Origin of the sequence: Zobellia galactanivorans (genome assembly GCF_000973105.1) — a bacterium.
GTDB classification, from domain to species: domain Bacteria; phylum Bacteroidota; class Bacteroidia; order Flavobacteriales; family Flavobacteriaceae; genus Zobellia; species Zobellia galactanivorans.
This window is the reverse complement of record NC_015844.1, coordinates 5,271,258-5,294,655: the sequence shown is the minus strand read 5'-3', so window position 1 is coordinate 5,294,655 and position 23,398 is coordinate 5,271,258. Positions and strand designations below refer to the sequence as shown.

General features: G+C 40.0%; 21 protein-coding genes and 1 pseudogene. 13 read left to right on the top strand and 9 right to left on the bottom strand.

Annotated features, from left to right (window positions below; genetic code table 11):
* The first annotated feature begins 662 nt into the window (after positions 1 to 662).
* The gene (locus ZOBGAL_RS23645; protein ID WP_013995909.1) at positions 663 to 806 is read left to right on the top strand and encodes a hypothetical protein; all 144 of its coding nucleotides are present in this window, start codon (positions 663 to 665) and stop codon (positions 804 to 806) included.
* Positions 807 to 1,081: 275 nt separating this feature from the next.
* On the opposite strand, the gene ZOBGAL_RS23640 is transcribed toward ZOBGAL_RS23645, so the two are convergent.
* From ZOBGAL_RS23640 to ZOBGAL_RS21555, 7 genes are all read right to left on the bottom strand, one after another.
* The gene (locus ZOBGAL_RS23640; RefSeq protein ID WP_013995908.1) at positions 1,082 to 1,222 is read right to left on the bottom strand and encodes a hypothetical protein; all 141 of its coding nucleotides are present in this window, start codon (positions 1,220 to 1,222) and stop codon (positions 1,082 to 1,084) included.
* Positions 1,223 to 1,230: 8 nt separating this feature from the next.
* Positions 1,231 to 1,563, bottom strand: a complete 333-nt coding sequence (locus ZOBGAL_RS21580; RefSeq protein WP_013995907.1) for a hypothetical protein — start codon at positions 1,561 to 1,563, stop codon at positions 1,231 to 1,233.
* 5 nt (positions 1,564 to 1,568) lie between these two features.
* The gene (locus ZOBGAL_RS21575) at positions 1,569 to 2,093 is read right to left on the bottom strand and encodes a Panacea domain-containing protein (RefSeq protein ID WP_052725630.1); all 525 of its coding nucleotides are present in this window, start codon (positions 2,091 to 2,093) and stop codon (positions 1,569 to 1,571) included.
* Positions 2,094 to 2,302: 209 nt separating this feature from the next.
* Positions 2,303 to 2,875: a type II toxin-antitoxin system VapC family toxin gene (locus ZOBGAL_RS21570; RefSeq protein WP_013995905.1), complete on the bottom strand. Its 573-nt coding sequence runs from the start codon at positions 2,873 to 2,875 to the stop codon at positions 2,303 to 2,305.
* A 4-nt stretch (positions 2,876 to 2,879) separates the two neighbouring features.
* Positions 2,880 to 3,752: a hypothetical protein gene (locus ZOBGAL_RS21565; RefSeq protein WP_148560738.1), complete on the bottom strand. Its 873-nt coding sequence runs from the start codon at positions 3,750 to 3,752 to the stop codon at positions 2,880 to 2,882.
* Between the two features lie 137 nt (positions 3,753 to 3,889).
* Positions 3,890 to 5,500: a recombinase family protein gene (locus tag ZOBGAL_RS21560; RefSeq protein ID WP_013995903.1), complete on the bottom strand. Its 1,611-nt coding sequence runs from the start codon at positions 5,498 to 5,500 to the stop codon at positions 3,890 to 3,892.
* 336 nt (positions 5,501 to 5,836) lie between these two features.
* Positions 5,837 to 6,100 carry a hypothetical protein gene (locus ZOBGAL_RS21555; protein ID WP_013995902.1) on the bottom strand — a complete coding sequence of 88 codons (264 nt, stop codon included), beginning with the start codon at positions 6,098 to 6,100 and terminating at the stop codon, positions 5,837 to 5,839.
* Positions 6,101 to 6,617: 517 nt separating this feature from the next.
* Between ZOBGAL_RS21555 and ZOBGAL_RS21545 the strand changes: the two are divergent.
* Positions 6,618 to 7,316, top strand: a pseudogene (locus ZOBGAL_RS21545) (YifB family Mg chelatase-like AAA ATPase); the annotation flags it as partial.
* A gap of 862 nt (positions 7,317 to 8,178) precedes the next feature.
* On the opposite strand, the gene ZOBGAL_RS21540 reads toward ZOBGAL_RS21545, so the two are convergent.
* Complete coding sequence (locus ZOBGAL_RS21540; RefSeq protein ID WP_013995898.1) at positions 8,179 to 8,742, bottom strand: hypothetical protein; 564 nt, start codon at positions 8,740 to 8,742, stop codon at positions 8,179 to 8,181.
* Positions 8,743 to 8,759: 17 nt separating this feature from the next.
* Complete coding sequence (locus ZOBGAL_RS21535) at positions 8,760 to 9,203, bottom strand: hypothetical protein (protein ID WP_013995897.1); 444 nt, start codon at positions 9,201 to 9,203, stop codon at positions 8,760 to 8,762.
* A 283-nt stretch (positions 9,204 to 9,486) separates the two neighbouring features.
* On the opposite strand from ZOBGAL_RS21535, the gene pxpA reads away from it, so the two are divergent.
* From pxpA to ZOBGAL_RS21480, 11 genes are all read left to right on the top strand, one after another.
* Complete coding sequence (pxpA, locus tag ZOBGAL_RS21530; protein WP_013995896.1) at positions 9,487 to 10,230, top strand: 5-oxoprolinase subunit PxpA; 744 nt, start codon at positions 9,487 to 9,489, stop codon at positions 10,228 to 10,230.
* On the top strand, positions 10,227 to 10,964 hold the full coding sequence (pxpB, locus tag ZOBGAL_RS21525) for a 5-oxoprolinase subunit PxpB (RefSeq protein ID WP_013995895.1): 738 nt from the start codon (positions 10,227 to 10,229) through the stop codon (positions 10,962 to 10,964). Before pxpA ends, pxpB begins: the two co-directional genes overlap by 4 nt.
* Positions 10,957 to 11,796: a 5-oxoprolinase subunit C family protein gene (locus tag ZOBGAL_RS21520; protein ID WP_013995894.1), complete on the top strand. Its 840-nt coding sequence runs from the start codon at positions 10,957 to 10,959 to the stop codon at positions 11,794 to 11,796. The genes pxpB and ZOBGAL_RS21520 overlap by 8 nt, the downstream gene beginning before the upstream one ends.
* A 425-nt stretch (positions 11,797 to 12,221) precedes the next feature.
* Positions 12,222 to 13,898 (top strand): dihydroxy-acid dehydratase, encoded by a 1,677-nt coding sequence (ilvD, locus tag ZOBGAL_RS21515; RefSeq protein WP_013995893.1) that lies wholly within the window; start codon positions 12,222 to 12,224, stop codon positions 13,896 to 13,898.
* 82 nt (positions 13,899 to 13,980) lie between these two features.
* Positions 13,981 to 15,714: a biosynthetic-type acetolactate synthase large subunit gene (gene ilvB / locus ZOBGAL_RS21510; protein ID WP_013995892.1), complete on the top strand. Its 1,734-nt coding sequence runs from the start codon at positions 13,981 to 13,983 to the stop codon at positions 15,712 to 15,714.
* A gap of 28 nt (positions 15,715 to 15,742) precedes the next feature.
* The gene (locus tag ZOBGAL_RS21505) at positions 15,743 to 16,324 is read left to right on the top strand and encodes an O-methyltransferase (protein ID WP_013995891.1); all 582 of its coding nucleotides are present in this window, start codon (positions 15,743 to 15,745) and stop codon (positions 16,322 to 16,324) included.
* A gap of 350 nt (positions 16,325 to 16,674) precedes the next feature.
* Positions 16,675 to 17,205 carry an acetolactate synthase small subunit gene (gene ilvN / locus ZOBGAL_RS21500; RefSeq protein ID WP_013995890.1) on the top strand — a complete coding sequence of 177 codons (531 nt, stop codon included), beginning with the start codon at positions 16,675 to 16,677 and terminating at the stop codon, positions 17,203 to 17,205.
* A gap of 95 nt (positions 17,206 to 17,300) precedes the next feature.
* Complete coding sequence (gene ilvC, locus ZOBGAL_RS21495) at positions 17,301 to 18,776, top strand: ketol-acid reductoisomerase (RefSeq protein ID WP_013995889.1); 1,476 nt, start codon at positions 17,301 to 17,303, stop codon at positions 18,774 to 18,776.
* Positions 18,777 to 18,853: 77 nt separating this feature from the next.
* Complete coding sequence (ilvA, locus tag ZOBGAL_RS21490) at positions 18,854 to 20,104, top strand: threonine ammonia-lyase (RefSeq protein ID WP_013995888.1); 1,251 nt, start codon at positions 18,854 to 18,856, stop codon at positions 20,102 to 20,104.
* A gap of 138 nt (positions 20,105 to 20,242) precedes the next feature.
* Positions 20,243 to 21,823, top strand: a complete 1,581-nt coding sequence (locus ZOBGAL_RS21485; RefSeq protein ID WP_013995887.1) for an NADP-dependent glyceraldehyde-3-phosphate dehydrogenase — start codon at positions 20,243 to 20,245, stop codon at positions 21,821 to 21,823.
* A 278-nt stretch (positions 21,824 to 22,101) separates the two neighbouring features.
* Complete coding sequence (locus tag ZOBGAL_RS21480; RefSeq protein WP_013995886.1) at positions 22,102 to 23,301, top strand: MFS transporter; 1,200 nt, start codon at positions 22,102 to 22,104, stop codon at positions 23,299 to 23,301.
* The last annotated feature ends 97 nt before the right edge of the window (positions 23,302 to 23,398 follow it).

Below are 23,398 nucleotides of genomic sequence, written 5' to 3'. Positions count from 1 at the left end.
CTCTAATTTACTGTATCAAAAATAAGGTAGGTACAATTGACACACAAATAACCCCTATAAAAAGTAAGCTTTACTAATAAAAAAAATGGTCATGAATAAATCATGCCCTAAAACTGATACACCTTGGAATTAACCCAAACTTTGTAGCATGATTTGCGTTCGGGGGGTGGGCCTGTCTTTTTCAAGCGCATTGGCTAGGTAAACATTAGCCTTTAAGTAAAATTTATGATTTTCTTGCTTGTTAAAATTCTTAACATTTTGGCCCAAATTTCAATAAAAGGGTGTCACTTTTGCTAAAATCTAAAGGTTTGGAGTGAGTTGTTTTTTAAGTTAATTCCTTTGTAAACACAAGTAAAATAAGGGAGTTCCAAGGAATTAGACTAAATCTTGGGTTCACTGGTCTAAAAAGTCATTCCCTTGGAATTGCCCGTAAAATAAGGGTGTTCCAAGGGAATGGAGTCACTTTTTTGTTTTTTTCCGATTATTTATGGAAAATAATAGAAAAAATAAATAAAGTATAAATAAAAAGACCTGTAAATAGGAAAAGTTAATCCAGTTACTCCTTTTTTTCTTGGAACTCCCATAAATAGGGGGTTTCGGGGCGGAATGACCCTTTCGTCGAATTATTTCAAGAAAATACAAGTGGATTCCGTTATAAGTACATGGAAACATCAAACATCAGAAAAGAAGAACTAATAACAAATCTATTGATCGATTCCCTAGGGGGAAACGGGGAACGCTTTCTTGATTACGCCATAGATGTTGCTGTGGCATCTATATTCAATGTGGCCGAGTGTATAAATTGAGAGTAGGATAAACCTATTTTGGTCTTTTTTTTAAAGGAGCGGTTTCAGGATTTCTAACCCTCTACGCTCTTGCAGAGAATTCAAAACCAACCTTTATATGTGAAGGAACATTTGACGATTTCCTACACGCCCTGATTTCGCTTTCATTCATGTCACCTAGGTTGTGCCACCAAAACAGATCTGTTATTTCTTGCTGACCTCTTCCATAAAGGGGGCGTATTCTTGACCTAAAGACATAATATGACACCATGTACAGTTTAAATTGTACCAGACAATCATATACCATCTAGGCATTTTTCTTTTTTATCCTTTTTAGGTATTGAAACCTTTAGAACATCTTCTAAAGAGGTATTTATCTTTAGAGTTTCATCGTACTTGGAGCGTTCTTGAGAATCTTTACCTTTTTCTTTTGACATGCTTAGAATTATTTGAAAAGGTTATTTCCATATCTACCAATCACTGTTCCAACAGTACCACTAAAAAGCAACTTATCTAATGACTGTATTTGTTCTAAAGAAAGCCACTGGTAACAATCAGAAGCGATAAAATGATAAACTCTAACCAAAATTATTATAATTCCAATTCCCCAAAAGAGATATAACGAACAAATAAAAACTGTATGTCTATGTTGACTTTTTGAGCCTTTATTTAATTCTTCATAAATTTGATTTTCTTTCTTGGTTACTTCTAAATCATCTAATGGAACATTTTCCCCAATTGAATCTAAAAGTTCATCCTGATCAAAAGAGTCATCCATCAAGGCTAATTTTTATTTTCAATAGATTTTTTTGTGTAATACTCCTTTATTAAGGAATTAGGGATAATAGCTCCATTCATCAAACTACCTCCATTTTTGTTCCATGTTACATCCCAAGGAGTATTAGGCAAATGAGTTAAAGACGATAATTGGATTCCTGAATAAGACTTATAGGTATTCCATATCTTTTCAAGAAACTGAACATCATTATTATTAGAAGTTAACTCAACAAACTCTTTTTTATCTCGGATCGAAAAAAATCTAATTTTATCAATATCATTTTTTCCGAAATCTTTAAAGGCCCTGTATACGGATTCCACAACCGGACCGTATTTCCAAGCTTCTGTTTGTTCTGTTAAAAGTGGCCTATCTTTTAAGCCTAAATGCCATCCGTGCGCAATATAAACCAATTTTAAAACCTTCATTGGGGTAATTGGCACACCTTCGTCTATAGACTTATAGATAAAGTAATTGGCTATAGTAATTGGATTGTACATTGGATTAATTTTTTCAAAGATAGTGATTAGCATTTGATTATAAGATAAGGCATATATCCAAAAAATTGGACATATGCCTTATTATATTTCTGTTAAAGTTTTGTAGCTCAAACAACTATCAGAACCTTCCAAAAATTTATCGAAACGCTCATTAGGCGTAATTTGTTTATTATTGAACCTAGCTGCATATTCATCTAAATAACGTACGATATGCTTATCGCTAACTGTAAAACATCATTAAATCACTCATCCTCTTGAAAGTCTGGTAAATCGTTTAGAAGGCTGAATTGATTAGATTGGGACAATTGCCTTTTTGTAATTTTTTCTTCTTCCTTCTTAAGCTTATCCACGTAGTCTAACGTGTAAATAGGAATTCGATGATCTATAAATTTCTCAAAATCCTTTAAATTATGTGAAAAAATTGCATCACATCCACTAGATAAAGCAACAGCGCATATGTTATAATCATTTATCATCATGCATTTTGGTACACTTTTCTTGTTTGCGTATTGCTTTGCGTTTTTTTTCGACAGTTTAGCTCTTAAGTCTGCGTACTGTCTGGATGAAACAATATCGTATTGGGCTATTTCAAAATTACTGTTCAAATAATCAAAATACTCATCTCTTTTATCTTCGTCAGCAACACTTCCTAGTAATTCCGCAAGAACTATACTAGGTATTACTATAGTAATGTTCTTTTTTTCAAAATGTTTAAACAAATAATCTACTTTAGGTATAAATCCCTCTTGACCTTTTGTAGCTTGACGTTTAATGTACCAAACCAATATATTAGTATCTAGGCAGACTTTCTTCATTTAATTATTCTCGAATTGATGCTATATAATCATCCGGATTATCAATATTTTTCCAATAATCTCCAATAATCTCACTAAGGCCTTTTAGTTTTTTTGTGAGTGGTTCATCTGATATAATGACAAATGACTCAGCCTTTATTTCCTCTAATTCATTATTATATTTTTTCCATTTGCCAGTGCCTTTTATACCTATTCTGCTGTAAAGATTAGGAGATAATTCTTTAGCAACTTCTTTAGAAACAACTACTGAAAGATATATTCCATCATCTGTTTTTATTCTCACTTTAGGCTCAGACCCCCCTATTCTCATTATTTTCCCGTAAACAGTTGTTTTTCCCTTAAAATAAAGAGAATCGCTAATTTGAATGCCGCTATCTTCATTTATTTCGGCGGATTCAATATCATCAATCCCATTTAAAAGAGCCCTACATTTATGTTTATTTACGAATGATTGTAATACCGATAAACTATCTACAGCATCGTAAGGAAGTCTATTGAAAGTTTTATTTTTTATAGCTTTATTTATAGTATTAGCAGCCTCTTTAACCTCTAATGTATGAGGTTGTGCTTCGATAGTTAGGCTTTCATTTTTCACACTTACAACACTAATAAAGTCTACTGAATTTTTTTTTGGTTTACCATTATTTAAAACAGATAACAATGCATTTTCATACGACGCAACAAGTTTAGCGAACTCGTTAGCAGTCACTTTAGAAGGCTCTATTTCGTTGCCTGTAAATCTTATTTTAAGTCTTTCTGACAAATCTTTATCGGTTAATACACCTTTTGACAAATATATGCAAAAGTCAATCTGTTTGTTAATAACTTCAAAAATATATACGAAATTGCCTAGCCCACAGCCTTTATTTAGTTCCAAATTTTTATTGTTTTCGCCCACATTGTGTATAGATGCCGTCGCGGTCCTTGAATTTGACAACCCCGAAGAAATCAAACCTATATTGAAGGCGATATATTACACTTGCGATACGGAAGACGAAGTTTTATCCGGTTGGGCTAATGTTCTTGATGATTATTGTAAATTATCCCCTCGATAGATTTCCAGTCCTTGCCGTTTAGTTCCAATCCAAGTTTTTTAAGCTTGTGACCTCTATTGGTAAGGAATTTTTCGTTCGGAATAGGGAGGTTGAAAGATACCTCGATAATATGTTCGAAAACTTCGGGCCACCAAGTAATATAGATACGCTTTATATATTTGTGGATCATATCCCTCTTAATATTAAACGGTGTATTGTCTTTCATTTGGGAAATATCGTTTTGTATTTCATTTTGAGAGTTAAGGCCCTTTTTCAGAAATTCAAGTTCGCTCTTTATGTTGGAAATCCTGATATTGGCGTCTGAATGTTCTTGATCCATACCTTTTAAAATGTTCGAAAGGTCCGATTCCGAAACTTCATCAAGCAAGGTAAGGCGAATTGCTTTTTCCTTTTGGCGTTCCAATTCCTGTTTTCTCTTTTCGAGTGTTTCAAGTTCTTTGTTAAGCTTGAGAGAGCGTTGATTATCTAGGTCGTTTTTGGTGGATTCCCTGACCATTTCCAAGAGTTTGTCACCTTTTAAGAATCTACTGAAAATAACATCTTCCAAATAATCGATATTTATCCCCCTACTACCGCAATTTTGACTTTTAATCCTCTTGCTGCTACATATATAGGCGTTGTCCTTTAAACTGACCCTACGGTGTCCGTACAAATTTCGACCACATTTGGCACACTCTAAAAGGCCTTTGAGCAAATATTTATGGTCGACTTTCTTTCCGGAATTATGCTTGTTTTTAGGGAGGTTGTCGTTTACTTTCTGCCAATAATCCGCATCAAGGATAGCGGGACAATCGTAAAACTCTTTGCCCCACCTTCTTTTACCTTTATATATGGGGTTTCTTAGTATATCTTGAACGGTTTTATCCGACCATTTAATATCTGATTTTTTCTTTGTTGTCTTTTTTCCCGTGTATTTGTTAACGGTCGTCAACGTACCCGATAATTTGTTGTACCGCGTCGGAACTCCGGTTTCGTTCAGCCAGTTTTTTATCGTGCTTGACCCTATGCCCGAAAGGGATTTGGCGTAAATCTCTTTTACTATTTCCGCTTCCTTTTCGTTTATCGTCAAATACCCTTTTTCATCTTTGGAATACCCGAACGGCAATATGTTTCCGTGTACCTTTCCTTCTTTGGCATTACGCTTTAGTACGGATTTTATTTTTCGGGCAGTAATTCGGGCGTAATACTGGTTTATGATGCTCAAGAAATCGCCCATCATTTCGCCTTCTTCGCTCTCGGTGTCGACTAAACCGTTATCGGTGTATAGTTTGACGTTGTTTTCCTTTAACAGCCTTTTAAAAACGAAGCGGGTTTCCGGTGAACGCTCTAAACGTGATTGATCATAGGCGTAGACGGACGTAATTTTTCCGTCCTGAATATCGTCCAACATTTCGGAAAAGGCGGGGCGGTCCGCAATGGCCTTTGTTCCGCTGATTCCTTCATCAATATAAACTTTGTAGGGCAGTTTCAGCGATTCCGCAAGTTCGATCCCTAAAAGTTTTTGATCTTTGATCGAACGGTCTTTTCCTTCTAGTTTCTCTTGTGAGATTCGACAGTAAATTGCAAGCATGGGGTTGTACTGAAAATGAATTAATTTATTTCTAATTTAAACGTTCATTGTTCCTGTAGAAGAATAAATATTGTTAGCCCCTCGTAAATATTAACTACATCAAATATTAAAAGAAAAGAGGCTACTTAAGAATACTATTTTAGTTAAATAACCAATTAGATGCTGCATCCGTACAGCATTACAAATTTTATTGAATTATTAAATTAATCCAAAAATACACCCACAAGAAACACTACTACTCCATATTTCAGGGAAAAATTCACTCATAAAATCCATCGTTTATTTAAACTTTTTCATTTATTCCAATAAGTTTAAAAAATTCATCCTTAGAATCCCTTATATAGTCTTTTGATTTAGCAAATAACAAAGTGAATAATACAATATTTTATACTCCAAGTTTTCTTTTTGCCAAGTTCCTTTGTTGAATTTTCTCATTTTTGAAATAAGTTTATTAAATACATACCGATCTGATGAATCAATTTTGAATTCTCCTTCTATATATTTATGCTCAATAGCTTTAAGATGTTTATCAATCATTCCACGCTTATCGTTGCTGTAGATGTGATCAGAAAGCTTTCCAATATGATATGTTATGTTCATTTTTTTTATTTAGTTTTTCTATTGGATTCTATATAACCAAAACCTCCTATTACAATAGAGCCAACTACAGTATACAATAACGATAATTTTGACTTTGTGTAAATGTTTCGTTTAACGTATTCTATATGTCGAGTACGTTTTTTTACTGTCACATATTCCGGATATATATAGAAAAATCCAGTAAAACCTATTCCAATGGCTATCCACAAAACTAAAATATTCTTATAGTATTTAATAAATGTCTTCATGTGATGATTCAAATTCAATTGTAGGTTATCTAAAATTATTTAAAGATTAAAATCAAGTTGTGGTCGTAAAATAATAATTAAGTTTCAAACTGGATTGTACTACAATACTTAAATATTCTTTTAATCAGCTTTTAAAATTGTTATTGAAGAACCACCAACATGATACACATATTATTGAAAATCAGATTGATGAATCAAATACTTTCTTACCTATCTAAAATAGTGCATTTGTTCTGAAACTTACCCCCACATTCTACAATATGACGGCTGCCGCATTAGTGGGCGGGGGAAGTTACCCGCAGCCAGGTGAAATATCATTGTCGCATAATGGGGTTCTGTTCTTAGATGAACTTCCTGAGTTCGAACGTAGGGTGCTGGAGGTAATGCGGCAACCTATGGAGGACCGCGAGGTTACCATTTCACGGGCGCGTTTTACCGTTACCTACCCCAGTAGTTTTATGCTGGTGGCAAGTATGAACCCGAGTCCCGGAGGGTATTTCAATGATCCCGATGCTCCCGTGACATCTTCTCCTGCCGAAATGCAACGGTATCTGGGGAAAATATCGGGCCCCTTGTTGGACCGTATCGATATCCATATCGAAGTGACCCCGGTTCCATTTGAAAAATTATCGGAAGATAGAAAGGGGGAAAGCAGTGTGGAAATCAGAAAACGGGTGACGGCGGCCCGTGACATTCAAACCAAGCGGTTTGCGGAAATAGAAAATGTACACTACAACGCCCAGATGAATACCAAACAAATACGGGAATTCTGTACTTTGGATGTTTCTTCCAAGGCATTGTTGAAAAATGCAATGGAGCGGCTTAATCTCTCGGCCCGGGCCTATGACCGCATTTTAAAAGTGGCACGAACCATAGCTGATTTGGAAGGTGTGGAACAGGTAGGTGGCAACCATATTGGCGAAGCTATTCAGTATCGCAGTCTAGATAGGGAAGGTTGGCTGGGTTGACCGGTTCCGATCGTATGATTCCCTTGGCTGTTAAAAGCAAGAGGCCGTAATTTTGAAATTACGGCCTCTTGCTTTTTTGATCTGTTCAAAACTTGTGTAAAAGCACTATCTTTTCATTAGTGAGATGGGGCAAGCATGTTCTGAAAATAGATGGTTAATTATTAAAATGGCTGGTTTTTATAAAGAAAAATGGCCATAACAATAATAAAAATTACATTGAATGCTACATAAACGTAAGTGAGCTTGTCTTTTGTTTTCATAAAATTGCTGGTGTTGTTCCGTAACAAAAATATGAGTAAGTAATTGTAAAATATTAAAGAAAATCCCCACAATTTTTGGGTTATTTTATTTGTTATTTGGGATTTGGATCACATCGAGTTGTGCTAAAAGTGTGGTATTCTATAATCGAATGAACATGGGTATTCGTTGATTTAGGGTGTAACTTTTTGATAATCAATAATTTCAATAGAGACTAGCAAAGAATATCACATAAAGTGACCATAAGAAACAGAAAGCGCAAAAAATATAAACAAAGTAATCGTTAAGGGTAGTTTTTTCCTTCATAGCAATTGTTTAATAATAAAACGGAAGCTAGGGGCTGTATGTTTATACGGCTCGGGCAAGGGGGCTTATATTCGACGGATGACCTAAAAATCGATAAAAGGCGGGTGAGCTCTTTAAAAGGTAACGGTCGGCTTATCCTTTTAACGATATAAAGTGGCGTTTGTCTCTCGGTGTATAGGGGGTGAAGTGGGGGAGGGGTAAAAAAATGAAATATTGTGCAATGCACAAATGGCATTTTTAAAAGAAAACGTAAAAAAACGGCTTTAAGGGAACTGTAGGAAAAAAAGGTATAGCTGGCTTACAATTGATACTCCTCGTTGCCTTGGTCTTCCTTTTCGTTCTTGCCGGCGGCGAATACGTCCTTCAATATGTAGGCTACGATAATTGCGATTCCTACGGCCATAAGGGGTATGGCATATGTTTCGTTCAAAATATTCAACAGGCTTCCTACAATAATGGCCAAGGCACCTATGACCATGGCAAAATTCCATATTACCCGTGCCATACTGTTTTTGGCCCTGCGGTCTTCATCTAAGAAATAAGCGGTTCCTTCCATAATAAACCATGTAATGAAAGAAATGGCGATAAGAATCTGAAAGAGTAGGGTGAAGGGTAGGTCTAAAACCCTAAAAATACCGTTCAGGGTCCAGCTGACCACCATTACCAGTTTTACGTAATCTATAAATTCTTTGGTATGCTTTCTATAGAAGCGAATTCCGTACAGTACCAAAATGGCTATAAAGGCCACTAATATGGCCTTGGGTGCGTGTGGCCAATGGAAGATACGTGACAACATGCCCAAAAGTAAAACAGCAATTGAAATTCTTAAAGGAGTCTTTAAGATCTTTGTAGTGTGTGGCATGGCATTAAGGTTTTGGTTTATATCGCTTTGATATGTACGCGCAAGCCTTCCATTATCCCTAGAATATTAGTAACGGTTTCTTTAAGATAATATTTTATTAGGACATGGGGAATTCTTATGGTCGTAAAACCATTTTGAAAGGAATGCATGGCCTCTTCGAGGTCGTTGATGGCCTGTTCATGGGTCATCATATGGTATTCTGTGTCGATTTCGATATTGAGTTTGACCCTTGAAATGGCTATGTCGATAGATTTTTTACCGTCCCACCACTCAAGCATTGAGCTCACGCCCGCTTCTTTGAGTCCATAATACAGTTGTATGGCCTCTCGAGGGGTGTTGTTCGTCAGCATTAATTTTTTTATCCTTGGTCGGTGTTCGCTGCAAAGTTCGACACCTAATTCGTCCATCGAATTTTTGTGGTCGGTGTAGCCAAGCTTTCTGTTACATTCTAAGCACTTCATTTCAGTAGGTCAATTTGGCCCCGATTAAAATGTAGGGGGAGTTCGATTTGGGATAATAATAACCCGTAATTTTTTCGGATATTATATACTCTCGATATATGACACCCTAGTTTTAGACGAACTGCAATTTTTTAGATAAACGACATTAAAAAATGTTAAAACTGTTGTGAAATGAAGGGTTGAAAGGGAGCCGAATTTCTACTCTTGCCCTATTTAAAAAACCATTTTAAGGTTTTAACGGTCTAAAAGATTATGAGTAATTTAGAAATTTTAAAGACGAAGGATGAAGCCAAGTTATATAGACTTAAATAGTGATGTGGGTGAAGGTATAGGTCTTGAAAAGGATCTTTTGCCCTTGATCTCATCGTGCAATGTGGCCTGTGGAGGGCATGCGGGTAACGCGCAGAGTATTTCCGATATCGTAGATCTTGCGCATATATATAATGTAAAAGTGGGGGCGCATCCTTCCTATCCCGATACATCCAACTTTGGCAGGGTTTCTATACAAATACCCGAAGCCGAACTGATAGGCAGTATTAGGGAGCAGATATCCCTTTTGGAAGGAACGCTTCTTGAGAAAGGAAAATCTATGCACCATATTAAGGCCCATGGGGCCTTGTATAACGATATTGCCAAAGATGTCGATTTGGCCCGTCTGTTTTTGATGGCTGTGGAAAAATACAAGAAAACTACCTTTATATATGTGCCCTATGGCTCAGAAGTGGCAAAGGAGGCCCTGTGTTCAGGGTTTAAGATAAAGTATGAGGCATTTGCCGATCGTAACTATAACGACGATTTAAGTTTGGTTTCCCGTCGGTTTGGGAACGGGCTGATAACATCTAAAGAAGAGGTCTTGGCGCACGTAGCCGAAATGGTAGGTACACAGCAGGTGGTTACGGTTACGGGAAAGAAGGTAAAGATACTTGCCGATACTTTTTGTGTTCATGGGGATACCCAAGGTGCATTGCAAATAGTATTGTATCTTACTCAAGAATTGTCGCACCTAAATATATTGATAGAAAAGTGAAAAAGTATTCTATTTCCATACGGCCCTTTGGTAGGCATGCCATCCTTTTGGAATGGCCAAGTAGGGTGGATCGTGATATATTGGAAGATATTCTTCAATTTACCCAGTATTTGAGGGAGTGTTGCTTAAAGAGTGACCGTTGGGAAATTGTGCCGGCCTATAATTCCGTTGCGTTGATCTACCGGGAAGAGCCGATCGAGTTCGATGCTTTTAAGGAGAAGCTTCAAAATTGGTATAACGAGGATATTAAAGTGGTCAAGAGGCAGCGTGTGCTTTGGCGTTTGCCCGTATGCTATGATTTGGACTTCGGGATAGATTTAATTGAAATCGCCGAGAGGTCCGGAATGTCTATAGGTGAAATTGTAACCTTGCATACTTCCCATGTTTATACGGTATTCGGTATAGGATTTTTGCCGGGCTTCACTTATTTGGGGGGACTTCCCGAAACATTGGAGTTCGATAGGAGGCCGCAGCCCCGTCCGAAGGTGGTGGCGGGATCCGTGGGCTTGGCAGGGAAGCAGACGGGGATATATCCTCAAGAATCGCCTGGGGGGTGGAACATTATCGGAAACTGCCCGGTACCCATGTTCAACCCTAAGAAAGAAGAGCCCTGCTTTGTCAGTGTAGGTGATCAGGTGCAGTTCTATTCCGTAAGTAGGGCGGAATACGATTTGCATAAGATCGAAGGTGAAGTGGGTATTTACAAATTGGAAAAAATTTTGCTAGATGCTTAAAATACTTAAATCAGGACTATTTACTACGGTCCAGGATGTGGGTCGTTATGGTTTTTTGGACAAGGGGGTGCCCGTTGCGGGGTTTATGGATGGTTTTTCGGCAAAAAAAATAAATCAGCTTTTGGAGAACGATAGTGCTTCGGCCGTCTTGGAAATAACCATGACCGGCCCGACCTTGCTTTTTGAGGAAGCTACGTATATCGCTATAGGGGGAGCATTGTTGAGTGCTACCTTGAACAATGAACCTGTGGCCAATTACGAGGTAATCAAGGTTTCCGAGGGCGATATCCTCTCCTTTGGGAAACTTGAAAAGGGATTTCGTAGTTATCTGGCTGTAAAAGGCGGCTTTAAAACGCCTGTGGTGTTGGGTAGTCGTTCCTTGTTTTCTTCCGTAACCAAAAAGAGCCACCTTGTAGATGGGGAAGAGTTGCCTTATGAGACTTGCCTTGATTTTAAACCTAAAATCAGCAAATTGAAAGTTGATTCCTTTTTGGAGGAACAGGTGTTGACCGTGTCAAAAGGACCGGAGTACGACAGTCTTTCCGATAAGCAGTTGGAGATGTTGTTTTATAAGGCATTCTCCATAGCGAACGAAAACAATAGAATGGCCTATCAATTGGAAGAAAAGATTATAGGCATCAAGACTTCGATGATTACCTCGGCGACGCTTCCCGGAACGGTGCAACTCACCCCTTCCGGTAAATTGATTATTTTGATGAAAGACGGGCAGACCACTGGTGGCTATCCGAGAGTTTTACAGCTTTCCGATAGGGCGATTTCGATTTTGTCCCAGAAAAAGTATGGTGATGAGGTGCATTTTCAATTGAATTGATAAAAATAGATGTGTATTTCTGTGAATTATTCATTGTTGTAAAACCTCATTTTACGTAATATTGTTATGATGAAAATAAGTACACATACTATCGTGGTTGTGAGAGTCATTCCTAAAGAGGAATGATGCAGATTTTCATTGTTTGGAAAGGCCTGTATCATGTAAAACTGATACAGGCCTTTTTAATTTTAGTGATGAAGTGGGCTTTAAACCTGTGGTTATGCGGCCTGTAAGGTCGATGGAAGACGAATTGAATATGATAAAAAATAATAGTTAAACAGTTGTTTTTTAGTGTGTTGTGTAATTTTTTTAACTATTGGATTTAGATAGGGGAGCGCAATGGAAAATACTGAAATATAGAAAACGATACCTTTGAATATAAAGAACATTTAGTGTAAACTGAACAATCAATTTTAAATCTCTCAATGGAACTTAACAAGTATAGCAAAAACGTAACTCAAGACCCAACTCAACCGGCTGCTCAGGCAATGTTATATGCCATCGGTTTTAAAGACGAAGACTTCAATAAACCCTTGATCGGTATTGCCAGTACGGGCTATGAGGGCAACCCTTGTAATATGCACCTTAACGATTTGGCCAAGTTGGTCAAGGAAGGGGTCAATTCAAAAGAAACGGTCGGCCTTATCTTTAATACGATTGGGGTCAGTGATGGTATATCTATGGGTACACCAGGGATGCGTTTTTCCTTGCCGTCAAGAGATTTGATCGCCGATTCTATGGAAACGGTGGTTCAGGGTATGTCTTATGATGGATTGGTAACCGTTGTTGGTTGTGATAAAAATATGCCAGGGGCCTTGATGGCTATGTTGCGGTTGAACCGTCCTGCTATTTTGGTCTACGGTGGAACCATTGCTTCAGGATGCCATAATAATAAGAAACTGGACATTGTTTCAGCTTTTGAGGCATGGGGGGAGAAAGTTGCGGGAACCATGGAGGAGACCGAGTATAAATGTATTATTAAAAAATCCATTCCGGGCGCAGGTGCGTGTGGTGGTATGTATACGGCCAACACTATGGCCTCGGCAATTGAAGCCTTAGGGATGTCCTTGCCGTATAACTCTTCAAACCCGGCCATAAGCGACGATAAGAAACAAGAATGTATTGCTGCCGGTAAGCAAATGCGTGTATTGATCGAAAAGGATATCAAACCTTTGGACATCGTTACGCGAAAATCTTTGGAAAACGCTATTCGATTGGTCACTATTATGGGGGGCTCTACGAATGCGGTACTACACTTTTTGGCCATCGCAAGAGCGGCGGATATAGAATTTACTTTACAAGATTTTCAACATATAAGTGATACAACACCTTTTATCGCCGATTTGAAACCTAGCGGTAAATTTTTAATGGAAGATGTTCACCGTGTAGGTGGTATACCTGCTGTATTAAAGTATTTGTTGAAGAACGGTTTATTACATGGTGATTGTTTAACGGTTACAGGAAAAACATTGGCGGAGAACCTTGAAAATGTTCCGGATTTAGAAGAAGGGCAAGAGGTTATTATGCCGCTCGATAAGCCGATCAAGGCAACGGGCCATTTGCGTATGCTTTATGGAAACCTGGCCGAAAATGGTTCGGTCGCCAAGATTACGGGTAAAGAAGGCTTGTTGTTCAAGGGAACTGCCAAAGTGTTTGATAGTGAATATGCGGCCAACGACGGTATTCGTACCGGATTGGTAAAGAAAGGCGATGTAGTGGTCATTCGTTACGAAGGACCTAAGGGAGGACCGGGAATGCCGGAAATGTTGAAGCCTACCGCAGCTATTATGGGTGCGGGCCTAGGTAAGGATGTGGCCTTGATTACCGATGGTCGTTTCTCGGGAGGGACGCACGGTTTTGTGGTAGGGCATATTTCCCCCGAAGCGCAAGAAGGTGGAACCATAGCCTTGGTACAAGATGGTGATATCATTACCATCGATGCTGAAACCAACTCTATAAATGTTGAGGTTTCCGATGAAGAATTGGCTAAACGCAAGGAATCTTGGGTAGAGCCTGAATTGAAGTTTAAAAAAGGAGTGTTGTACAAGTATGCCCGTTCGGTCTCATCGGCGGCGCAGGGTTGTGTAACGGATGAATTTTAATAAAAAATAAGAACCTCTTGTTATGGGAGGTGTTTTGGCAGAGAGGTCTCTGCAGATTAGCTATTTAAGGATTTAAAGACCTATGGAAACAGTAAAAATAAAAACACAGGAAAACCCAAAGAAGGAAACTCTGAAGATCAGTGGGGCCGAAGCTATTATTCATTGTCTGCTGGCCGAAGGGGTCGATTTACTTTATGGGTATCCTGGCGGGGCCATCATGCCGGTCTATGATGAGCTGTACAAGTTTCAGGATAAGCTTACCCATATTTTAACGCGCCATGAACAGGGTGCGGCGCATGCGGCCCAAGGTTATGCCCGTGTTTCGGGTAAAGTGGGGGTGGCTATGGCTACTTCCGGACCGGGTGCGACCAACTTGGTGACAGGTTTGGCAGATGCTCAGATAGATTCTACGCCCATGGTGTGTATTACAGGGCAGGTCACCCGTCATTTGCTGGGGTCCGATGCTTTTCAAGAAACCGATATTATCGGAATTTCGACTCCTGTGACCAAATGGAACTATCAGATTACCGAGGCTTCCGAAATTCCTGAAATCATGGCAAAGGCTTTCTATATTGCCAGATCGGGAAGACCGGGTCCGGTATTGGTGGATATCACTAAGAACGCCCAGTTCGACGAATTTGAATTTAGTTATGAAAAATGCACTGCCGTAAGAAGTTATGATGCGGTGCCTAAACCAAAGGTCGAATCTATTGAGGCGGCGGCCGAACTGATCAATAATGCAAAGAAACCATTTATAGTTTGGGGTCAGGGTATTATTTTGGGAAGGGCCGAAGAGGAGCTTAAGGCCTTGGTCGAAAAATCGGGTATTCCCGCAGCTTGGACGATCATGGGGGCTTCGGCCTTAGATAGCGAGCACCCTTTGAATGTTGGTATGGTAGGAATGCACGGAAACTACGGACCTAATATGTTGACCAACGAGTGTGATGTGCTTATAGCAATAGGTATGCGCTTCGATGATCGTGTTACGGGAAGTCTGGATACCTATGCCAAACAAGCTAAAGTTATTCACTTTGAGATAGATAAGGCGGAGATAAACAAGAATGTCCATGCCGATGTAGCGGTTCTGGGCGATTCTAAAGAGACTTTGGGCTTGTTGCTTCCATTGATCAACGAGAACAAGCATGAAGCTTGGCATAACGAGTTCAAGGAAAAATATAAAATCGAATTTGATCAGGTGATCAAGAACGATATTCACCCTACCAAAGAAGGTTTGACTATGGGCGAGGTAATCGAGGAGATAAACATCGCATCCGAGCAAAATGCGGTTATCGTTACCGATGTAGGTCAGCATCAAATGATAGGCTGTCGGTATGCGAAATTCAAAAAGACTAAGAGTAATATTACTTCCGGGGGATTGGGTACAATGGGATTTGCCCTTCCTGCGGCCATAGGGGCCAAAATGGGTGCTATGGACCGTGAAGTGGTCGCCATTATCGGAGACGGGGGCTACCAAATGACCATTCAGGAACTTGGGGTAATTTTCCAGCATAACGTTCCTGTTAAGATCGTGGTATTGAACAATGACCATTTGGGTATGGTACGTCAGTGGCAAGAGCTTTTCTTTGATAAGAGATATGCTTCTACCGTAATGGTAAACCCTGATTTTGTCAAGATTGCCGAAGGTTACAGCATCGAGGCGAAAAGGGTGAGCAAAAGGGAAGATCTTAAAACGGCCATTCAAGAAATGATCGCTTCTGATAAGCCTTATTTCCTAGAGGTTAAGGTGGAGAAGGAAGACAACGTGTTTCCGATGATTCCTTCCGGGGCTTCTGTTTCCGAAATACGATTGAAATAATAGGGGCTTGTCCTCATAGACTAGAGATATGCTCGACTCCCAAATATCGGATCAACCAAAAATCTATCAAGAGATTCAGCGAAAATCGAAGGAAGTGGGCTTTACCATGCCTTCCGATCTATATGTCGGTAGCTTGTTGAAAACATTGATGTTGTCAAAGCCCAACGGAAGATTTTTGGAGATGGGCACGGGCATTGGCTTGAGCCTATCTTGGATGATCGATGGTATGGGGCCTGATAGCAGTTTGGTTTCGGTAGACAATGATAGTGACCTCATAGAGATCGTATCGGAGTATTTTGGGGCCGACGAACGGGTGGAATTGATTTGTCAAGATGGGTCGGATTGGATCCGTTCGTATGAAGGGGGGCATTTCGATTTGATTTTTGCCGATGCTTGGCCTGGAAAATACAGTGAAATAGATGAAACGCTTCGTCTTTTGGCTATAGGAGGTTTCTATGTTGTGGACGATATGGCGGTCCAACCCAATTGGCCTGAAGGCCATGAAGATAATGTAGGGCGTTTGATAGGCTATTTGGAAGGCCGGGATGATTTTGTTTTGACCAAGTTGGACTGGTCGACAGGCCTCATCGTTGCGGTAAAAACCAAATAGGCGCAGGTCTTTGAAAAAAAGTATGGATGAGTCAAGTAGTACAGAGTTGGAATGCTTGATTTTACGATAATAAGCATGCTTTCGTATACGATTATAGGAAAGCCTTGATAGGGCTTTTCACCAAAATCGCATGAAAGAATCCTTGATTTGGATTGTGGTTCGGGTGAGTTGATCTTTGAGGTAAAAAAGACGAACGATTTATAGGGAATAAGTGGTATACCGATTACAAACGTATTCGGATTATAGCGAATAAATAAAGAAGATAATAACCCTCGAGCGCAGTTGGGGGCGAATAAAATTGAATAATTTGGTTGTCGACTGCGCTCGATCAGATACTATTAAAATACGCAATGGAAAAACAATGGTTTACCATATCGGTATATTCCGAGAACAATGTAGGTTTGCTGAATAGAATTTCAGGGATTTTCTTAAAGAGACACATTAACATAGAGAGTTTAAACGTTTCTAAGTCAGAGATAGATGGCGTATCTAAATTTACCATTGTTGTGCATACCACCGAGCGATGGACGCACAATATCGTAGGTCAGATAGAAAAACAGATCGAAGTGATAAAGGCCTTTTATCATACCGACGACGAAACGATCTATCAAGAATCGGCCCTGTTTAAGATTGCATCGGCGCTCTTGTTCGATGAAAGACAGATCCAAAATATCATAAAAGAGAACAACTCGCAGATCGTTACCGTGGCGCGCGACTTTTTTGTGATCGCTAAATCGGGACGTAGAAACGAAATCGATGAAATGTACGATCAATTAAAGCCTTTCGGTATTATGCAATTTGTACGTTCGGGCCGTATTTCGGTATCTAAGGAGGAAATGCGGATTACCGCTTTGCTCAATGAATTTTATCAAGAAAAATAACAAAATTATATTCAATAATTAATTTAATAAAAAGTCTTGTTGATGTCTATGAAGTAAGATAGCTTTAGCGAGAATTTGAAAAACACGATTGAAAAATGGCAAATTACTTTAATACACTTTCTTTAAGAGATCAATTGGCCCAGTTGGGAAAATGTAGGTTTATGGAAGCTTCGGAATTCTCCGAAGGTGTATCGGCTTTAAAAGGAAAGAAAATAGTTATCGTTGGTTGTGGGGCCCAAGGTCTCAATCAAGGACTTAACATGCGTGATTCGGGTCTTGATATTTCGTACGCGCTAAGGGATGCCGCAATTAAAGAAAAAAGACAATCGTTTTTGAACGCTACGGAAAACGGTTTTACCGTTGGTACCTATGCGGAATTGATTCCTAGTGCCGATATGGTGATCAACCTTACTCCTGACAAACAACATACTGCCGTTGTTGGAGCGGTAATGCCATTGATGAAAAAGGGAGCGACTTTATCGTATTCACATGGTTTTAATATTGTGGAAGAAGGTACCCAAGTACGCGAAGACCTTACCGTTATTATGGTAGCGCCTAAGAGTCCGGGTTCTGAGGTGCGTGAAGAATATAAAAGAGGTTTTGGTGTACCTACCTTGATCGCGGTTCACCCAGAGAACGATCCTGAAGGAAAGGGCTTGGAGCAGGCCAAGGCATATGCCGCCGCCACAGGAGGCCATAGGGCAGGTGTTTTGGAATCTTCCTTTGTTGCCGAAGTAAAGTCCGATTTAATGGGTGAGCAAACTATCCTTTGTGGATTGTTGCAAACAGGTAGTATTCTTTGTTTCGACAAAATGATCGAAAAGGGAATCGATGCCGGCTATGCTTCCAAATTAATCCAATACGGATGGGAGACCATTACCGAAGGAATGAAATACGGTGGTATCACCAATATGATGGATCGTTTGTCGAATCCCGCCAAAATCAAGGCTTTTGAACTTTCTGAAGAATTGAAAGAGATTATGCGTCCGCTTTTCCAAAAACATATGGATGATATTATGACCGGTCATTTCTCAAAAACCATGATGGAAGACTGGGCCAATGACGATAAAAATCTTTTGACTTGGCGTGCGGAAACCGGTGAAACGGCTTTTGAAAAAACTCCTGCAGGTGACGATAAAATATCTGAGCAAGAATTTTATGACAATGGAGTGTTAATGATCGCTATGGTAAGGGCCGGTGTTGAATTGGCTTATGAAAGCATGACGGAATCGGGTATTATCGGTGAGTCGGCTTACTATGAGTCATTGCACGAAACCCCGCTAATTGCAAATACCATTGCAAGAAAGAAATTGTTCGAGATGAACCGCGTTATTTCCGATACCGCTGAGTACGGTTGTTACCTGTTCGATCATGCCTGTAAGCCTCTATTGGCCGATTTTATGAAGAAAATCGATACCGACGTTATCGGTAAGGCTTATGGCGAAGGTAAAGATAACGGGGTAGACAATGCTAAACTCATAGCAGTGAACAAAGTACTTCGTGAGCATCCGGTCGAAATCGTAGGCGCTAGACTTCGTGCTTCTATGACGGCCATGAAGCCGATTGTATAATTGATAAAACGACCCTGTCCGGTTTTTTTAGTCTTCCAAACTATAGGAAGTTAAAATTCTAGACAGGGTTTTTTAATATGACGTATTTTCCTAGTATACCGGATATCAAAAAGGCGGCTGTGACCATAGCCCAAGTGGCTACGGAAACCCCGCTAATGCAAAGCATACGGCTGTCAAAGGCTTACGGTGCCAATGTCCTTCTTAAGCGGGAAGACTTGCATCGGGTGCGTTCCTATAAAATTCGTGGGGCATTCAATAAGATCAATTCGCTTTCTGAAGGGGAAAGGGCAAAGGGAATTGTGTGCGCCAGTGCGGGAAACCATGCCCAAGGCGTAGCCTTTGCTTGTAATCACCTAAAAATTCAAGGGACGGTATATATGCCTTCGGTAACACCGAAGCAAAAAATAGAGCAGACCAAAATGTTCGGCGGTGAATGGGTCACCGTTGTTCTTGAGGGCGATACTTTTGACGACTCGTCCAAAAGTGCCAGGGCATTTTGTGAAAGCAACAATAAGACCTATATCCATCCTTTTGACGACCCTAAGGTCATTGAAGGGCAGGGTACGGTAGGCTTGGAGCTCTTGGAGCAGTTTAAAGAGCCTATAGATTACATTTTTGTGGCCGTGGGCGGAGGTGGACTCGCTTCGGGTTTAATAGGCGTCTTTAAAGAACTGTCGCCTAGTACCAAAATCATAGGTGTTGAGCCAGAAGGGGCGCCATCGATGAAGACTTCCATGGAAAACAATGTGAATACGGAGCTTTCCAAAATCGATAAGTTTATTGATGGGGCTGCGGTGCAAAAAGTGGGGGATTTGACCTTTTCCATCTGTAAGGAAGGTCTTTATGATATGGTAACCGTGCCGGAAGGTAAAGTTTGCCAGACCATTCTTGATCTGTACAATAGGGATGCCATTGTAGTCGAACCTGCCGGAGCATTGACCATAGCGGCTTTGGATGGATTTGCATCCGAAATAAAGGACAAGACCGTTGTTTGCATTCTTAGTGGAAGCAATAACGATATTACCCGAACAGCGGAGATTAAGGAAAGGGCGCTTTTATACGGCCGCCTCAAACATTATTTTATTGTCAGGTTTCCACAAAGACCCGGTGCCTTAAAGGAGTTCGTAGCAGAGATCTTAGGTCCTGATGATGATATCACCCATTTTGAATATTCAAAAAAATCGAGTCGTGAAAATGCGCCGGCCATTGTCGGTATCGAGCTTAAAAGTCCTGACGACCTAGAACCCCTGGTACAGCGTATGAAGGCAAACAATTTTTATGGGGACTACCTGAACGACAAACCCGATTTATTCCAATATCTCGTGTAAAGGTTTCACGATTTTCGGTTGTTTTATGAAATTCGTGTAAGGAAGGCCTATTTTAGGTAACTTCGATTTTTTTAATTATGTACTTTTGTAAGAATTGTACTCCTTAATTTTTTAAGTTAAAGAACTAACCTTTTTAAAATGACAACTATACCTGAAGAATATCAGATTAACAACACAATAGACCAAAGAAAATACTTGGTAAACGGAGAGCTGAAAACATGGGAAGGCAAGACCACTGAGGTCTTTTCCACTATATCTTCTACCGAAGCCTATAAGCCCACATTGTTGGGAAGTATTCCCGATATGGGCGAGCCTGAAGCCCTTGATGCCCTAGATTCCGCCATGAAGGCTTTTAATAGGGGGCAAGGCGTTTGGCCGACCATGCACGTAAAAGACCGTATTGAATGTATGGAGAATTTCGTACGGCAGATGAAGACCAAACGGGAGGAAATCGTAAAATTGCTGATGTGGGAAATCGGTAAATCATTACCCGATAGCCAGAAAGAATTTGACCGTACCGTAGATTATATAAACGATACCATTGAGGAGTATAAGGATTTGGACCGTAATTCGGCCAAGTTTCAAAAACATGATGGTGTGTATGCCCATATTAAAAGGGGACCTGTAGGCGTTGTACTTTGTTTGGGGCCTTACAACTATCCGCTCAATGAAACCTTTGCATTGCTTATTCCTGCCATTATCATGGGGAATACCACGATTTTTAAGCCGGCAAAGCACGGGGTCTTATTGATTACGCCTTTGTTGGAGGCCTTTCAGACGAGTTTCCCTAAAGGTGTAGTAAACATCCTTTTCGGAAGGGGTAGGGCCGTTGCCGCACCCATTATGCAGACCGGTAAGGTAGATGTATTGGCCTTGATAGGAAACAGTAAATCGGCAAATGCCTTGCAAGAGCAACACCCTAAAAGTAACCGTTTGCGTTTGGTTTTAGGTTTGGAGGCTAAGAATCCGGCCATTATTCTTCCCGATGCCGACCTAGATCTGACCATCGACGAGTGCATTGCCGGAACCCTATCTTTTAATGGTCAGCGATGTACGGCCTTAAAGGTGATCTATGTACATGAGGATATTAAAGACGAGTTTTTGAAACGGTATTCAAAAAAGGTCGATGCTTTGAAATTCGGTAATCCTTGGGAAGACGGGGTGAAATTGACGCCTCTTCCAGAACCGGGAAAACCGGCCTATATTCAAGAGTTGATCGATGATGCCCTTGAAAAAGGAGCAAAAATAAAGAACAAAAAGGGAGGTCAAAAATTTGATAATTATATCTGGCCTGCCGTGCTTTATCCGGTAAGCAAGGATATGAGGGTATACCAAGAGGAACAGTTCGGACCTGTGGTACCTGTACTTTCATTCTCCGATATTGAAGAGCCCTTAAACGATATGGCGGAAAGTAATTACGGACAACAGGTGAGTTTGTTCGGAAAGGATGTATACGCACTTTCCCCCTTAATTGATTCCTTAGTTAACTTGGTGTGTAGGGTGAACTTGAACAGTTCTTGCCAACGTGGTCCCGATGTGTATCCCTTTACGGGAAGAAAAGATTCGGCCCAGGCCACTTTAAGCGTTCATGATGCTTTGCGATCCTTCTCTATTCGAACATTTGTCGCCTTTAAGGATAACGATTTAAACAATGAAACTATTCAGCAGTTATTAGAAGCCAAGCTGTCTAACTTCGTGAGTACGGATTATATTTTGTAATCTATCCCGTTAAACTACAAAAGCACAAAGGTTTCAATCGTAGCTTTGTATATCTTTCAAGGTTTCCCTTGAAACGCTAACATATGTTTGAAGTATAAGATTTTACCCCTATTTACAGGGGTATTCTTTTTTTATGGGTAATTATGAACATAAATCTGATAATCGCGCATATTTTTAATTGATTTTCTCGCCATAACTTTGCTTAAAATTTTTGTTAATTTTTAATGTAAGCTCCAAATCTTACAAATAAATTTTGTTTAATTAAAAAGGTGTGTGCTATGAAAACAAACACAGCAAATAGAAAAGCGCTAATAGCTTTAGCGATAGGAGGTTTCGGTATTGGATTGACGGAGTTTGTGATTATGGGCATTCTTCCCGATGTGGCCAAAGGATTGAATATTAGTATTCCCGAAGCGGGCCATTCCATTGCCGCTTATGCCCTTGGTGTAGTGGTCGGAGCACCATTATTGGCCAAAATAGGCTCAAAATTGAATTCCAGGACCGTTTTGTTGTTGTTGATGGGATGGTTTACCCTCTTTAACACCTTATCCGGTTTTGCCGATAGTTACGGTACGTTGTTGGTGACCCGATTCTTATCTGGTTTGCCCCATGGTGCCTTTTTTGGTATCGGCGCCGTTGTAGCGGGTAAATTGGTCAAGGCGGGCAAGTCTGCTCAAGCAATTGCCGTAATGTTCTCAGGGTTGACCATTGCAAATGTTATTGGTGTGCCAACCGGAACTTATATAGGACACCATTATGATTGGAGTTTATCTTTCTTTATGGTGGGAATTGTTGGATTTATGGCGATTTTAAGTGTGTTTTTTTGGATGCCAAAAATAGAACCAGAGCTTCCCAAAGCGCGATCAAATGAGAATAAAGGTTTAAGAAATGGCGAATTATGGGCGCTTATTGCATTAACTACTATAGGTACAGGAGGCTTTTTCGCTTGGTATAGCTATATAGCCCCTTTGGTAACCGATATTGCGGGAATGGGAGAAAACATGGTCAGTTACGCCATGATTTTGGCCGGTCTTGGTATGGTGGTCGGCAATTTCTTAGGAGCAAAAATGGCTGAGTGGTTTGTACCTTTAAAAGCAGTAGCTATAAGTTTGAGTTTTATGGTGCTTTTATTACTTATCAATGCGGTAGTAGCAACAAACCCACAGATGTTATTGATTATGACTTTCTTGATGGGGTTAGCTTCTTTTACGGTTTCGACCCCCATACAAATGGCGATAATCAACACCTCAAAAGGAAATGAAATGCTGGGATCATCAATGAACCAAAGTGCTTTTAATATGGGGAATGCATCTGGAGCCTATTTGGCCGGACTGCCAATTGCCTATGGTTATGGGGTGGTCTATTCAGGAGTCGTAGGTGCGGTACTGGCCGGTACCGGGGTGGCTATGGCTATAGGTATTCTTGTATATAGAAGGCAAAGGGCCAATAAGTACCGAAAGTTGGCGTATAATAGCTAATTAAGGTAGCACGCAAAAAAATCACATTATAAAATGAGATAAAAAAACTCCCAAGGGTATTCTTGGGAGTTTTTTTGTGGCCAATGAGGCGAGACCT

Excerpts from the sequence above, each read along its gene's own strand:
- ZOBGAL_RS23645 (WP_013995909.1), top strand. The coding sequence starts at position 663 with ATGGAAACATCAAACATCAGAAAAGAAGAACTAATAACAAATCTATTG.
- ZOBGAL_RS23640 (WP_013995908.1), bottom strand. The coding sequence starts at position 1,222 with ATGTCAAAAGAAAAAGGTAAAGATTCTCAAGAACGCTCCAAGTACGAT.
- ZOBGAL_RS21580 (WP_013995907.1), bottom strand. The coding sequence starts at position 1,563 with ATGGATGACTCTTTTGATCAGGATGAACTTTTAGATTCAATTGGGGAA.
- ZOBGAL_RS21575 (WP_052725630.1), bottom strand. The coding sequence starts at position 2,093 with ATGCTAATCACTATCTTTGAAAAAATTAATCCAATGTACAATCCAATT.
- ZOBGAL_RS21570 (WP_013995905.1), bottom strand. The coding sequence starts at position 2,875 with ATGAAGAAAGTCTGCCTAGATACTAATATATTGGTTTGGTACATTAAA.
- ZOBGAL_RS21560 (WP_013995903.1), bottom strand. The coding sequence starts at position 5,500 with ATGCTTGCAATTTACTGTCGAATCTCACAAGAGAAACTAGAAGGAAAA.
- ZOBGAL_RS21555 (WP_013995902.1), bottom strand. The coding sequence starts at position 6,100 with ATGAACATAACATATCATATTGGAAAGCTTTCTGATCACATCTACAGC.
- ZOBGAL_RS21540 (WP_013995898.1), bottom strand. The coding sequence starts at position 8,742 with ATGCCACACACTACAAAGATCTTAAAGACTCCTTTAAGAATTTCAATT.
- ZOBGAL_RS21535 (WP_013995897.1), bottom strand. The coding sequence starts at position 9,203 with ATGAAGTGCTTAGAATGTAACAGAAAGCTTGGCTACACCGACCACAAA.
- pxpA (WP_013995896.1), top strand. The coding sequence starts at position 9,487 with ATGAAGCCAAGTTATATAGACTTAAATAGTGATGTGGGTGAAGGTATA.
- ZOBGAL_RS21520 (WP_013995894.1), top strand. The coding sequence starts at position 10,957 with ATGCTTAAAATACTTAAATCAGGACTATTTACTACGGTCCAGGATGTG.
- ilvD (WP_013995893.1), top strand. The coding sequence starts at position 12,222 with ATGGAACTTAACAAGTATAGCAAAAACGTAACTCAAGACCCAACTCAA.
- ilvB (WP_013995892.1), top strand. The coding sequence starts at position 13,981 with ATGGAAACAGTAAAAATAAAAACACAGGAAAACCCAAAGAAGGAAACT.
- ZOBGAL_RS21505 (WP_013995891.1), top strand. The coding sequence starts at position 15,743 with ATGCTCGACTCCCAAATATCGGATCAACCAAAAATCTATCAAGAGATT.
- ilvN (WP_013995890.1), top strand. The coding sequence starts at position 16,675 with ATGGAAAAACAATGGTTTACCATATCGGTATATTCCGAGAACAATGTA.
- ilvC (WP_013995889.1), top strand. The coding sequence starts at position 17,301 with ATGGCAAATTACTTTAATACACTTTCTTTAAGAGATCAATTGGCCCAG.
- ilvA (WP_013995888.1), top strand. The coding sequence starts at position 18,854 with ATGACGTATTTTCCTAGTATACCGGATATCAAAAAGGCGGCTGTGACC.
- ZOBGAL_RS21485 (WP_013995887.1), top strand. The coding sequence starts at position 20,243 with ATGACAACTATACCTGAAGAATATCAGATTAACAACACAATAGACCAA.
- ZOBGAL_RS21480 (WP_013995886.1), top strand. The coding sequence starts at position 22,102 with ATGAAAACAAACACAGCAAATAGAAAAGCGCTAATAGCTTTAGCGATA.